The organism is Variovorax sp. W2I14, from assembly GCF_050435205.1.
GTDB classification, from domain to species: Bacteria; Pseudomonadota; Gammaproteobacteria; order Burkholderiales; family Burkholderiaceae_C; genus Variovorax; species Variovorax paradoxus_C.
This window is the reverse complement of the sequence record NZ_JBNDJX010000001.1, coordinates 3575849-3589315: the sequence shown is the minus strand read 5'-3', so window position 1 is coordinate 3589315 and position 13467 is coordinate 3575849. Positions and strand designations below refer to the sequence as shown.

Here is a 13467-nt window from a genome sequence, read left to right as displayed (position 1 = left end):
TGTGCGTCATTTTGATCGGCACGCATCCCTATGAGCAGCAACGACGACCCCAGGTTCTGGCAAGAGGCGAGGCAGCATCTGGTGCGCTACGGCGGCAGCTTCGAGCCATTGATCATCGAGCGCGCCGAGGGCTGCTTCGTCTACGACGCCGATGGCCGCGGCATCCTCGATTTCACCTCCGGCCAGATGAGTGCCCTGCTGGGCCACTCGCATCCCGACATCGTGGCGGTGGTCACCGAGCAGATCCGCTCGCTGGACCACCTCTTCAGCGGCATGCTGTCGCGCCCGGTGGTGGCGCTCGCCGCCGAAATCGCGCGGCACGCGCCGCCCGGGCTGGAGCGCTGCCTGCTCCTGAGCACCGGCGCGGAGTCGAACGAAGCGGCGCTGCGCATGGCCAAGCTCGTCACGGGCCGGCACGAGGTGGTGGCCTTCACGCAGTCATGGCATGGCATGACGGGCAGCGCGGCCGCGGCCACCTACAGCGCCGGGCGAAAAGGCTACGGTCCGGCGGCAGCAGGCTCGTTCGCCATCCCGGCGCCGAACGCCTACCGCCCGCGCTTCACGACCGCGGAGGGCGCGCTCGATTGGCGCCGCGAACTCGACGACGGCTTCGAGCAGGTCGACCGCCAGTCCACCGGCGCGCTCGCCGCCTTCATCGCCGAGCCCATCCTCAGCAGCGGCGGCATCCTCGAACTGCCGCCGGGCTACATGGCGGCGCTCAAGAAGAAGTGCGAGGAGCGCGGCATGCTCTTGATCCTCGACGAGGCGCAGACCGGCGTCGGCCGCACCGGCCTGATGTTCGCGTGCGAGCGCGATGGTGTGGCGCCCGACATCCTGACGCTCTCCAAGACGCTGGGCGCGGGCCTGCCGCTGGCTGCGATGGTGACGACCGCCGCGATCGAGGAAGAAGCCCATGCGCGCGGCTTCCTGTTCTATACGACGCACGTTTCCGACCCGCTGCCGGCGGCAGTCGGCCTGAAGGTGCTGGAGGTGGTGGAGCGCGACGGGCTGGTCGAACGCGCACGCGTCGCCGGCGAACGCCTGCAAAAGGGATTGCAAACGCTGCAGTCGCGCCATGAATGCATTGGCGACGTGCGCGGCCGCGGCCTGCTGCTCGGCCTGGAAGTCGTCGCAAGCCGCGAGACCCGCGAGCCCGCCTTCGAGCTCGGCGAGGCCGTCACACGCGAATGCATGAAGCTCGGGCTGAGCATGAACATCGTGAAGCTCCCGTCGATGGGTGGTGTCTTCCGGATCGCGCCGCCGCTGACGATCAGCGACAGCGAGATCGACCTGGGCCTGGAGCTGCTCGACAAGGCGATCGCAACGGCGGTGCGGGGCGCGTAGGAAGCGGAGAGAAAAAGCACGTCTGCGCCGCAGGGCACTGCCTCGAAGGCGGAGGGAAGCTGCCGACGGTCTCGGCCATCGCGCCTGAACATGTCCGCGGGCGCTGCGTGTGGACGCGCGCCCGCAGCGGTGATGAGTCGACAATCCTCATCGCACGGCACAAGGCGTGCGCTGTGTCCTGTATAAGATTCGCAGGCCACGAAAGCTCGTGGCCATCGCCAGAGATTCTTTCTTGATCAACAGCACTGGATTGCGCTACTTCGCAGGCGTCGCGCGGGTCGGATCCATCCGGCGCGCGGCGGAGGATCTGCATGTTGCAGCCTCCGCCATCTCACGGCAGATCCATCTGCTGGAAGAAGACCTGGGCAGCCCGCTCTTCGAGCGGCACCGCGGACAGAAGGTGATGAAGCTCACCGCCGCGGGCGAGGTATTGCTCGTCTACGCACGCGGTGTCGAGAACGGACTTGACCAGGTCAGAACGGACATCCGGTCCATCGAGACGATGCAGCGCGGGACGGTGCGGCTGGGCATCTCGGAGTCGTTCACGAGAGAATTTCTTCCGCAGTTTCTGCGGACGTTTCATACGCAGTACCCGGGCATCAATTTCGAGGTCGTGGTGGCCGGAGGGGCCAAGCTGATGGAACAGCTGTCGAAGGACGAGCTCGACATCTCGCTGTCGTACATCAGCCCCGACACTTTCGACGTCACGGTCGTCGAGCAACGGTTCATCAAGCCATGCCTTCTGGTGTCCGGTAGCCATCCCTTTGCCAAGCGCGCCTTCGTCGACATCAGCGAGTGCGGCGATGAAGAGATGGCATTGCCGGATGAAACACTGACCATCCGCGGCAGCTATGTGAGGATGTTCGCAAAGGCGAAGATCAAGCCGCGCGGCGTCATGGTGACGAACTCCTTCGAGCTGATGCGTGCATCGGCCGCCGCAGGTCTTTGCGTCGCGATCGTCAACAAATACTTCGGGGGTCCGAAGCCTCCACGCGGCCTCAAGTACGTGCCCCTGCGGGGCAAGGGCGTCGAGAAATGGCCGCTCAACATCTGCGTGCACACGGACCGCAATCTCCCGGTCGCAGTCCGCATCTTTCTCGAGCATCTGCAAGAGGCCGTGCGGCGCGCCACCGCGGACGACTGATTTCCGGATCGTTGTCCAGGCCAGCGCCCCTCGATGCCCTCGGGCAGACACAGGCTCCGAGGCGGGTGCGTCGTCCGGATGAAACGCCATCCCCTGGTGTCAGCGCACGTCTTCCAGGCGCACTGGCTTGCCACGGGGTGTGGTGCCGATGCCCTGTTGCACAGCTTCGATGTCTTCCTCGCTGGGATATTCGCCTTCGAGCAGGTAGTCGAAGATGCGCCGCGCGATGGGCGCGGAGACTTGGCCGCCTCCTCCTGCGTTCTCTACGATCACCGCGACCGCCACGCGCGGTGCGCCGGCGGGCGCAAAGCCCATGTAGAGCCCGTGATCGCGCTCCTGTTCCTGCATCTTCGCGGCGTTGTAGCGATGGCCTTGCTTGATCGTCACCGCTTGCGCCGTACCGGTCTTTCCGGCACTGACGTACTTCGCTCCCAGGAATGCCTTTCTGGCGGTGCCCTGCACCGTCACGCCGATGAGCGCGTCGCGTACGAGCGCGAGGTTCTCGGGTCGCAGCTTCAGGTCGCGCGGCACTGGCGGTGCGATGGGATGGATCGCATGCGTGTCGGGATCTTCGAGGCCCGTCGCCATCCGCGGCGGATGGAGGAGACCGTTGTTCGCCAACGCGGCCGTGGCGGTCGCAAGCTGCAGGATGGTGAAGTTGTCGTACCCCTGGCCGATGCCCAAGGAGATCGTCTCGCCAGCCTGCCATTTCTGCTGCGCCGCGGTGCGATAGGCCTTTCGCTTCCACGCCTGATTGGGCAGCACGCCGCGCACTTCCCCATCAAGATCGATGCCCGTCAGCTGTCCGAAGCCGAAGGGCGACATGAAATCGTGGATGGTCTCGACGCCCATCTCATTGGCCAGCGTGTAGTAGTACACGTTGCTTGAATAGACCAGGCTGGTGAAGAGGTTCATCGGACCGAGACCCCCCTCGTGGCTTCGGAATCGGTGATTGCCGAAATCCCAATAGCCGGGATCGTTGATGAGAACGCCCGGGGCGCGCTTGCCGAGTTCGAGTGAGGCCATGGCCATGAATGGCTTGTAGGTCGATCCGGGCGGATAGGTGCCGCGAAACGCGCGGTTGAGCAGCGGACGGTCGGTTGACTCGTTCAAGGTCTTCCACGTGTCTCGATCGACCCCGGTCACGAAGATGTTGGGATCGAACGTCGGCGTGCTGACAAAGGACAGCACATCGCCGTTGCGCGGATCCAGGACCACCGCCGCACCGCGGCGGTTCCCGAGCAGGCGCTCGATGAGCCGCTGCAGTTGAAGGTCCAGCGCCAGTTGCACGCCCTGGCCTGCGCGGGCAGCTTGCACCGACAGGCTGCGCATGGCTTGGCCGGACGCCGCGGTCTCCACCCTCTCGAATCCTGTGGTGCCGTGCAGTTGGGTTTCATAGCGCTGCTCGATGCCCAATTTGCCGATGTGGTCCGAGCCCAGATAGTTCTGGCGCGTTGGCTCGGAGTCTTCCAGTGCGCGGCGGTCCGCGTCGTTGATGCGGCCTATGTAGCCCAGCGCGTGGCTGGCAAGCTGTCCGAAGGGATACGTCCGAAGACTTCTCGCGTTGATTTCCACGCCCGGAAAACGAAAGCGTTGAGCGGAGACGATCGCGATCTCTTCCTCGCTGAGCATGGTGCGCAACGGGATGGGACTCAGCCCTTTCGATTCCGCCAGCAGCGTGCGAAAGCGGCTGATGTCGCGTGCCTCGATTCGAACCACCCCGGCGAGGTCGCTCAGCAGATGGTCAAGATCACCTTGAATCTTCGCTGGCGTGATCTCGAGCGAGAACACGGGCTTGTTCGCCGCCAGCACCACGCCTTGGCGGTCGAAGATCAGCCCCCGCTCGGGCGGGATGGGAATGATGGCCGTGCTGTTGCGCTCGGCCTTGGCGCTGAGAGACGCGTGCTCCTGAACCTGCAGGTAGAACAGGCGCGCAATGATCAAGCCGAAGCAGATCAGGGTGACTGCGCGCGCGACGGCGACGCGCCGCTGAAACTGGGCTGACTCGGCGCCCGGATGAGAAAAGCTGTGCATGGACATGCGATGCGCCCGCCCCAAGCGGGCGATGCAGGAAGTTCGGCGAGAGGTGTGACGCGCTGCCGAGCAGTGCGCGGCTTTCAGAACTGTGGGTTCTGTTCTGCGTATGCATCGATGCGAGACAGATAGCGCGTCTTCTCTGGCTCGTCGATGAATGCAGCGCGGAAACTGTTCTTCGCCAGCGTGACGATGTCGTCGCGGGTGAGGTCGAGGCTGCGCTGGACTTCGATCAGGTTCTCGTTGACGTAACCGCCGAAGTAGGGCGGATCGTCTGAATTCACCGTCGCGAACAAGCCCTTCCGGAGCATTTCGCGCAACGGGTGCTGCGCGAGCGAACTCACGCCTTTCAGACGGAGGTTGGACAGCGGGCACACGGTCAGGGGGATGGCTCGCACTCTCAGCAATTCGACCAGTGAAGGATCGTCCAAGGCGGAGTTGCCATGATCGATCCGATCGACATTCAGCAGTTCGACGGCCTCCCGCACGTAGGCAGCCGGTCCTTCTTCTCCGGCGTGAATGGTGGTCTTGAACCCGCGGCGCTTGCACTCGGCGAAGAAGTCGATGAACTTCGAAGGTGGATTTCCCACTTCGGGGCCACCCATGCCGATGCCCGCAATGCGGTCTTGCCACGGGGCGATGCTGTCCAGGAGCGCAAGGGCATCCGCTTGCGTTCGGTGGCGATGGGCGCTGATGAGAAGGCCGGAACTGACGTCGTCTTCCCGGCGCGCATCGTCCATCGCACCAAGTACACCCGCCATCAGCGATTCGATCGTCACGCCCCGTTCGGTGAAGCTTTGCGGGCCGATGAACATCTCGGCATGCAGCACGTTGTCCGTGGCGCACCTGTGCAGATAGGCACGCGTGATGTCATGAAAATCCTGCTGCTGCACCAGCACCTTGCAGCCTTCGAAGTACAGGTTCAGGAAGTCTTGCAGGCTCGAAAACTCGTAGGCGCTGCGGAGGGCATCCGCGGTTTGCCAGCGCAATTCGAGGCCATTGCGCTTGGCGAGGCCGAGCATCATCTGGGGCTCGATGCTGCCCTCGAGATGCATGTGAAGCTCCGCCTTGGGAATGTGTCGAATGAATTGGGCGCGGTCGGTCATGTCCGGGATTCGGGTGTCTGGGCGATCGCTCGGGTGACGCGAATGCATCGCCGGAGCGTTCAAAGATTAACCGCCGGCACCGTTGTCGTGGCATCAGATTTGCGGAAGAGGTGCTCGAAAAAATAGAACACCTGGCCGTGCATCGACGCTCAGGCGCCGCCGCGTGCGCGCAGCACCCACGGCGTGGCGAGCAGCGCCAGCAGCCGCACCAGCGCGATCTCTTGCGGCATCCAGCGCGCTCGCGTGCCCAGCACGTTGAAGGTCGCGGCGCACCGGCCGTCCTCGAGCAGCGGCACGTTCACCACGGCATGCAGGCCCAGCGCGGCAATGAGCGCGTGGTCGTCGAACACCTCGGCCAGTGCCGCATCGCCTTCGCCGATGAAGACCTCGGCGCGCACGAGCAGTTGCCGGGTCCACGGGGTGAGCGTCTTGCGCTTGCGGCCGGCCACCGGGTAGGCCTGCGTATCGGACGACCAGAGGCGCTGCAGTTGCACTTCGCCCGACGGATCGGCCGCGGTCGTCGCGTTCAGGTTCACCGTGAGCAGGCCCGGGCCGAGCAAGGCGAGGCGTGCCGCCTCGATGTGCGCCATCGCCGCATCGAAGGTGGCGGCGCGCGGCAGGGCGTCGCAGAGCCGCTCGCAGACGGCGACCGAAAGCAGGTTCGCGTCAGTCAAGCTTGATTCCCAGGTCCCTGATGATCTTGTCGTAGCGCTGGGTGTCCCTGCGAAGCGAGGCGGCCAGCTGCTCGGGCGTGCTCTTCACGAGTTCGACGCCCATCGCATCCATGCGCGCGCGGACTTCGGGCACCGCCAGCGCCTTGTTGATCTCGGTGTTCAGGCGCGCGACCAGTTCGGCGGGCATGCCCGCCGGGCCGAACGCGGCGTACCACACGCTCATGTCGTAGCCGGGCAGCGTCTCGGCGACGGTGGGCGTGTCGGGCAGCAGCGAGGAGCGCTTGGGCTCCGTCACGGCCAGCAGGCGCAGCTTGCCTGCCTTCACGTGCGGCAGCGTCTGTGTGCCGGCGGAGAACAGCACCTGCGTCTGGTTGGCCACGGTGTCGAGCACGGCGGGCGCGCCGCCCTTGTAGGGCACGTGCAGCATGTCGATGCCCGCGGCCTTCTTGAACATCTCGGCGCTCAGGTGGTTGGTGGAGCCGCCGCCGGCCGAGGCGTACGCCAGCTTGCCGGGGTTGGCCTTGGCATAGGCGATGAACTCGCGCAGGTTCTTGGCCGGAACGGACGGATTGATCACCATCGTGTTGATCACGTTGGCCACGAGAGCGATGGGCGTGAAGTCGTCCGTGCCGTTGAAGGGCATGCCGGGCATCAGCGTGGGGTTCATCGCGTGCGTGCTCATCGAACCGATCAAGAGCGTGTAGCCGTCGGGCTTGGCCTTGGCGACGAAGTTCGAGCCGATGTTGCCCGAGGCGCCCACGCGGTTGTCCACCACCACCGCCTGGCCCATCGACTTGGTGAGCTGCTCGGCGATGGCGCGCGCCAGGATGTCGGTGGAGCCGCCCGCGGCCCAGGGGACGATCAGCGTGATCGGCTTCTCGGGATAGGCGGCGAGGCCGGCCTGCGCAGTGCAGGTGAGGGCCAGCAGAAGCAGGCCCCGCAGGACGCGTTGGAACATGGTGATGAAGTCCTTGGAACGAAAGTGAAAAAAGCGAAAGAAGCGCCTCAGCGGCCCACCGCGTAGCCCTGCATCCCGCGCGGATTGGCGCCGGCGCGCAGCACCAGTCGGCCTTGTGCGTCGCGCTCGCGGCTGCAGGCGGACATGCGGCTCTCGGACCAGGCATCGCCGACCTGCACGCCGTGGCCCATGGCGCGCAGCGCCTCGAGCGTTTCGGGCTCGAAGCGCGATTCCAGCGTGAGCGTGTTGAGCGTGGTCTGGCGCGGCCAGAAGGAACTGGGCGCGTGCTTGACGTGCCAGGCCGGCGCGTCGATGGCCTGCTGCAGGTTGAGGCCGTGCACCGCATGGCGCAGGAAGAAGCCGACCGACCACTGGTCCTGCTGGTCGCCGCCGGGCGTGCCGAACGCCATGTAGGGCTCGCCGTCGCGCAGCGCCATCGACGGCGACAGCGTGGTGCAGGGCGCGACGCGCGGCTCCACGGAACCGGGCAGGCCCTCGTCGAGCCAGCTCATCTGCAGCCGGGTGTTGAGCGCGAAGCCCAGCGCCGGAATCGTCGGACTCGACGACAGCCAGCCGCCCGAGGGCGTGGCCGCGACCATGTTCCCGTGCCGGTCGATCACGTCGATGTGGCAGGTATCGCCCACGAAGATTTCGCGCTCGGCCCATTCGGCGACCGGCGGCAGCGCGGCGAAGGTGGGCTCGCCGATGCCGAAGCGCGTGTCGGCGGTGCGCAGCGTTCGCGCGCTCACGTCCAGGTCGGGCAGGCGCGGCGCGAGGCCCAGGGGCGCGCCGGGGCGCAGCACCTCGGACGCGCGCTGCAGATCGACCATCGCCCAGCGCTCGCGCAGGTACGCCTCCGACAGCAGCGCCTCTTGCGCATCGCCACGCGCGCCAGACGCCGTGCCGTACCACGCCAGGCGGTCGGCCAGCGCGAGCTTGGCGGCTTCGGTGATGCGATGCACGAAGCCCGCGGCGCCGGGCACGTGGTGTTCGAGCCCTGCGTGGCGCAGCATGCCCAACTGCTGCAGGAAGGCCGGCCCCTGGCTCCAGAAGCCGCACTTGGCGACCGTGTAGCGCCCGAAGTCCGCCGTGAGCGGCGCCTCGGTGGCAACGCGCCATTCGGCCATGTCGTCGAAGCGCAAAAGGCCCGCGTGCGCCTCGCCGCTGCTGTCGCGCACGGCGGTGTTGCGGCAGTAGCGATCGATCTCGCGCGCGACGAAGCCCTGCTGCCAGGTGCGGATCGCCGCATCGATCACGCCGGTGCGGCCGCTGCCTTCGCGTTCGGCCGTCTCCACGATGCGGCTGTAGGTCGCGGCCAGCGCGGGTAGCCGGAAGAGCGAACCGGGCTGCGGCAGCTTGCCGCCGGGCAGCCACACCTCTGCCGACGAATGCCAGTGTTCGAGGAAGAGGCCGCGCACCGCGAGGATCGCCTCTGCCACCCGCGGCACCAGCGGAAAGCCGTCGCGCGCATAGCCGATCGCCGGTGCCAGCACATCGGCCAGCGACCACGTGCCGTGCTCGCGCAGCATCGTGAGCCAGGCGGAGAAAGCGCCCGGCACCGTGGCGCCCAGCAGGCCGATGCCCGGCACCTGCTCGAAGCCAAGGGCGCGGAAGGTCGAGGCGGTGGCATCGGCCGGTGCGCAGCCCTGTCCGCGCAGGGCCTGCATGCGCTGCTCGCGCTCGCTCCACAGCAGGATCGGTGCCTCGCCGCCGGGGCCGTTGAGATGCGGCTCCACCACCTGCAGCACGAAGCCGCCCGCCACGGCGGCATCGAAGGCGTTGCCGCCGCGTTCGAGCACGCCCATCGCGGTCTGCGAGGCGAGCCAGTGGGTCGATGAGGCGACGCCGAACGTACCGGCGATTTCGGGGCGGGTGGTGAACATGCGGCCGAGTTTAGAAATACCGGATAGCCGGAAGCACATATTTGCTGATGAATGCATGCAGCTACTGCTATGGCTCTGGATTAGCATCGCCGTATGTCCGCGCCGACGCTCCAGCACCTCACACCGCGGCTCAAGCTGCGCCATTTCGCGCTGCTCGCCGAGCTCGAGCGGCAGCGCTCGGTCAGCCGGGCGGCCGAGCACCTGGGCCTGAGCCAGCCGACCGTCACGCGCGCCCTCGGCGAGATCGAGAACATCTTCATGACCCCGCTGTTCACCCGCAGCCGACGCGGCCTGGAGCCCACGGCCGCGGGCCTGCTGGTGCTGGCGCGGGCCCGCGTGGCGCTCGCCGATGCGCAATCGCTGGGGCAGGACCTGGCCGCGCTCGGCACGGGGCTGCAGGGGCGGCTGCGCATCGGTGTGCTGCCGTTCCTTGCGCGCGCGACGCAGGACGCGGTCTGGCAGCACCTCCTGGCGGTGCGGCCGCGCCTGGGCTTCGTGGTCGAGGAGGCCACGACCCACGCGCTGGTTCAGGCGGTGCGCGCACGCACGCTGGACTGCGCGATCTGCCGCTTCACCTCGGCCAGCGCCGAAGCCGGGCTGGCGCAGGAGTTCCTCTACACGCAGGAGCCGCGCCTGGTGGTGTCGCGCGCGGCCGCGCAGCGGCTGGCGCGGCGCGGGCTGGACTGGGAAGCCTTTGTTTCCCTGCACTGGATCTTTCCGCCGGAGGACACGCCGATCCGCCAGATGATCCATTCGATCTTCGCCTCGGCGGGGCAGCCGGTGCCGGTGCCTTTGCTGGAGGCCTACGCGCAGAAGACGCTGGTCTCGGTGCTGCGGCACATGCCCGACGCGATCACCATCCTGCCCGACGACATCGCGCAGGAAGTGGCCGATGCGAGCGGCGCCCGCGTGATGCCGCAGCGCCTGCAATGGAACCTGCCGCCGGTGGGCGTGGTGCGGCTGCACGATGCGGCCAATGCGGGGATCGTGGATGCGATGACGAAAGCGTTGCGAGGCAGCCGGCGGGGGGATTAGGTCCGCGACACCGCGGGCACCGCATCCTTTCCGCGGTCCCGAACGTCCTTGTCGCATGTACCGCGACAAAGGAATATCCGTGGCCACTGCCGCCCCCCCGATCGACACGACCATCCGCACCGGCGGCCCCAATGCCGTGGAAGCCCGGGAGGCGGGCCGAAGACGCTGGGTCCTCCTGCTGGCCTCCCTCATCTCCTTCATGATCGCGCTCGATGCGCTGGTCGTGACCACCGCACTGAGCGCCATCCGGCTCGACCTCCACGCGCCGATCGAAGCGCTCGAGTGGATCGTCAACGCCTACAACCTGAGCTTTGCCGTGCTGCTGCTGACTGGCGCGGCCCTGGGCGACCGGTTCGGAAGGCGGCGCGTGCTGGTCGCCGGCCTCGCGATCTTCATGGCGGCGTCGATCGCCTGTGCGCTGGCCGGCAGCGCGGCCTGGCTGATCGCCGCGCGCGGCCTGCAGGGCATGGGTGCGGCGCTGGCGATGCCGCTGGCCATGGCGCTCCTGAGCGCGGCCTTTCCACCGCAGATGCGCGCCCGGGCGCTGGGCATCTTCAGCGGCATCACCGGGCTCGCGCTCATCGCCGGACCGGCCGCGGGCGGTGCGGTGGCGCAAGGGCTCGCCTGGCCGTGGATCTTCTGGATCAACGTGCCTGTCGGCCTCGTCGTCATGGTGCTGGTCCTTCGCCGCGTGCCCGAGAGCCGCGAGCCGGCCGCCGCACTCGATGTGTCCGGCGTGCTGCTGGCCACGGGCGCGGTCCTGGGCGCGGTGTGGGGCTTGACCCGCGCGCACGAGAGCGGCTGGGACAGCCTCGAAGTGTCCGGCGCACTGGCGGCAGGCGTGCTGCTTGCGGTGGCCTTCGTCGCGCATGAACAGCGGGCGGGCGCGCCGATGCTGCCGCTCAGGCTCTTTCGTTTGCGCGCGTTTTCCGCGGGCATTGCCGCGAGCTTTCTCTTCTACGCGCCGATGTATGCCACGGTGTTCTTCCTGCCCCAGTTCCTGCAGGCGCAAGGCGCCGGCCCCCTCGGCGCGGGCCTGCGCCTGCTGCCGTGGACGGCCACGCTGTTCGTCGTCGCGCCCTTCGCCGGCCGCCTCGTGGCGCGCTGGGGCGAGCGGCCGCTGGTGGTGTGCGGCGTGCTGATGCAGGCGGCGGGCATCGGGTGGATCGCGCTGAATGCGGCGCCCGAGTTGCCTTACGCCGCGCTCGTGCCTGCGTTGGTCCTGGCGGGCGCCGGCGTCTCGATGGCGATGCCCGCGGCACAAAACGCGGTGTTGGGCGCAGTGGCGCCCGTGGAAATCGGCAAGGCCTCGGGCGCCTTCAACATGTTCCGCTATCTCGGCGGCATGTTCGGCATTGCGCTCCTGGTCGAGGTCTTCACGCGCTTCGGCAGCCTGGCCTCGCCGCAGGCGTTCACGCAAGGTTTTTCGCACGCCATGGCGGTGGGCGCCGCGATGTCGGTGCTGTCCGCGCTGGCTGCCTGCTGGCTGCCCGCCAGACGCAAAGGTTGGTAACCACCACGAAGGAAACGATCATGAAACGCATGGTGCAATACAGAGTCAAGGCCGATCGCGTGGCCGAGAACGAAGACCTCGTCCGCGCGGTGTACGCGGCGCTGAGAGAAGCAAGGCCACCCGGCCTGCGCTACGCCAGCTTCAGGCTGCCCGACGGGGCGAGCTTCGTGCACCTCGTCGCGTACGACAGCGCGGAGGGCGGCAGCGCGCTCACGGCATTGCCCGCGTTCAAGGCGTTCACCGAAGGCATCGGCGAGCGCTGCGACGTCGGGCCGTCGAATGTGGAATTGAAGGAGATCGGGTCCTATGGGTTCTTCGAAGAATGACAACACCGGGGAGACCGGCGCACACGCCGCACAAGCCGCGCCGTCGATCCTCGTCACGCTCGAAGAGGCCCGCCGGCAGTTCCTGGCCCTCGTGGAGGATGTGCGCCCCGAGCTGCACCGCTACTGCGCGCGCATGACCGGCTCCGTCGCCGATGGCGAAGACGTCGTGCAGGACACGCTCGCGCGCGCCTACTACCAGTTGTCGGAGCACAAGGAGTTGCCGCCGCTGCGCCCATGGCTCTTTCGCATCGCGCACAACCGGGCCATCGACCGCTGGCGCCATGAAGCGCACCGCGCGGCCGAGCCTCTCGATGCCGCGGCCGAACTGGCCGCCGACGCAGCCTTCGAGCCTGACCACGCGATGGCGAGCCACCAGGCCGTGAGCGCCGCCATCTCGTGTTTCCTGCGGCTCGCCCCGGCGCAGCGCGGCTGCGTCATTTTGAAAGACGTGCTGGATCATTCGCTCGACGAGATCGCCGTCGAGCTCGAGCTGAGCGTGCCCGCAGTCAAGGCCGCGCTGCATCGTGGGCGCGTGCTGCTGCGCCAACTCTCCGCAGAGGCGGCGCCGGCCCGCTCGCCGCCTCCGGCGTTCCAGCCCGCGCTGCTGCGCTATTCGAGCTTGTTCAACGCGCACGACTGGGACGGCGTTCGCGCCATGCTGGCCGACGAGGTGAAGCTCGATCTGGTGTCGCGCAAGAAGGCAGCCGGTCGCCGCGAGGTGTCGCTCTATTTCACCAACTACGAAAGGATTTCGGACTGGCAGCTCGTGCCTGCATGGCTCGACGGCCGCGAGGTGATCGCGGTGTTCGCCGCGTCGGGTGCCGTGCAGCCGGACTACTTCATCGAACTCGCGCTGGCGCAGGACCGAGTGACCGCGATTCGCGATTTCCGCTATGTGCCGTACATCGCGCGCGATGCCGCCATCGCGTTCGGCGGACCGGGTGCCGCTGTGTAGGATGGTTCTCCCCTGTGCAGCCGCTGCGCCAGCGGCTCGCCGAACCTCAGGTGCCCCATGGAATCCGAACTCAAATCGCTGGTCCAGGCCCTGCGCGACTTCGCGCAGGCCCGGGCCTGGGAGCCGTACCACTCCCCCAAGAATCTCGCCTCGGCGCTGTCGGTCGAAGCGGCCGAACTGCTCGAGCATTTCCAGTGGCTCACCGAAGCACAGAGCCGATCGCTCGACGCCGAGAAGCGCGCGGAGGTCGGCGCCGAGATGGCGGATGTGTTCCTCTATCTGCTGCAGCTTGCCGACAAGCTCGGCATCGATCTGGTCGACGCGGCCCGAAGCAAGATGCTCGTCAACGCGCAGAAATATCCGGCCGACAAGACACGCGGCCTCTAGCACCTGGGTCTTCCTGGCGTGTCCTCCAGGTATCGCGTGGCGATGCTTTCCTGAATTAACGGCTCGTGCCGCAAGGCGCTCACTAGTCTGCCCCGTCCTTTCATCAAG

The 13467-nt window shown here is 67.3% G+C and carries 12 protein-coding genes; 7 read left to right on the top strand and 5 right to left on the bottom strand.

Annotation, left to right across the window (positions count from 1 at the left end; translation table 11 throughout):
* The first annotated feature begins 30 nt into the window (after positions 1-30).
* Positions 31-1344: an aspartate aminotransferase family protein gene (locus QF040_RS16780; protein WP_429612012.1), complete on the top strand. Its 1314-nt coding sequence runs from the start codon at positions 31-33 to the stop codon at positions 1342-1344.
* 232 nt (positions 1345-1576) lie between these two features.
* Positions 1577-2488, top strand: coding sequence for a LysR family transcriptional regulator (locus tag QF040_RS16775; RefSeq protein WP_429612011.1), 912 nt, complete (start codon positions 1577-1579; stop codon positions 2486-2488).
* A gap of 99 nt (positions 2489-2587) precedes the next feature.
* Here the strand turns inward: QF040_RS16775 and mrdA are convergent, their stop codons facing one another.
* The 5 genes from mrdA to QF040_RS16750 form a co-directional block, all read right to left on the bottom strand.
* Complete coding sequence (gene mrdA / locus QF040_RS16770; RefSeq protein WP_429612010.1) at positions 2588-4528, bottom strand: penicillin-binding protein 2; 1941 nt, start codon at positions 4526-4528, stop codon at positions 2588-2590.
* Positions 4529-4605: 77 nt separating this feature from the next.
* Entirely contained in the window at positions 4606-5628 is a 1023-nt protein-coding gene (locus QF040_RS16765; RefSeq protein ID WP_429612009.1) for an adenosine deaminase, read from the bottom strand.
* A gap of 149 nt (positions 5629-5777) precedes the next feature.
* Positions 5778-6302 (bottom strand): GAF domain-containing protein, encoded by a 525-nt coding sequence (locus QF040_RS16760; protein WP_429612008.1) that lies wholly within the window; start codon positions 6300-6302, stop codon positions 5778-5780.
* Positions 6295-7260: a Bug family tripartite tricarboxylate transporter substrate binding protein gene (locus QF040_RS16755; RefSeq protein ID WP_429612007.1), complete on the bottom strand. Its 966-nt coding sequence runs from the start codon at positions 7258-7260 to the stop codon at positions 6295-6297. Before QF040_RS16755 ends, QF040_RS16760 begins: the two co-directional genes overlap by 8 nt.
* Positions 7261-7307: 47 nt before the next feature.
* Positions 7308-9143: a gamma-glutamyltransferase family protein gene (locus tag QF040_RS16750; RefSeq protein ID WP_429612006.1), complete on the bottom strand. Its 1836-nt coding sequence runs from the start codon at positions 9141-9143 to the stop codon at positions 7308-7310.
* 93 nt (positions 9144-9236) lie between these two features.
* On the opposite strand from QF040_RS16750, the gene QF040_RS16745 reads away from it, so the two are divergent.
* The 5 genes from QF040_RS16745 to QF040_RS16725 all read left to right on the top strand — a co-directional run bounded on the left by QF040_RS16745 (position 9237) and on the right by QF040_RS16725 (position 13359).
* Positions 9237-10178, top strand: coding sequence for a LysR family transcriptional regulator (locus tag QF040_RS16745; RefSeq protein ID WP_429612005.1), 942 nt, complete (start codon positions 9237-9239; stop codon positions 10176-10178).
* A gap of 79 nt (positions 10179-10257) precedes the next feature.
* Positions 10258-11691 (top strand): MFS transporter, encoded by a 1434-nt coding sequence (locus tag QF040_RS16740; protein ID WP_429612004.1) that lies wholly within the window; start codon positions 10258-10260, stop codon positions 11689-11691.
* 20 nt (positions 11692-11711) lie between these two features.
* On the top strand, positions 11712-12017 hold the full coding sequence (locus QF040_RS16735) for an antibiotic biosynthesis monooxygenase (RefSeq protein ID WP_429612003.1): 306 nt from the start codon (positions 11712-11714) through the stop codon (positions 12015-12017).
* A complete protein-coding gene (locus QF040_RS16730; protein WP_429612002.1) occupies positions 11998-12972 on the top strand; it encodes an RNA polymerase sigma factor in 975 nt (324 codons plus the stop codon). The genes QF040_RS16735 and QF040_RS16730 overlap by 20 nt, the downstream gene beginning before the upstream one ends.
* Positions 12973-13029: 57 nt before the next feature.
* The gene (locus QF040_RS16725; protein ID WP_429612001.1) at positions 13030-13359 is read left to right on the top strand and encodes a nucleotide pyrophosphohydrolase; all 330 of its coding nucleotides are present in this window, start codon (positions 13030-13032) and stop codon (positions 13357-13359) included.
* The last annotated feature ends 108 nt before the right edge of the window (positions 13360-13467 follow it).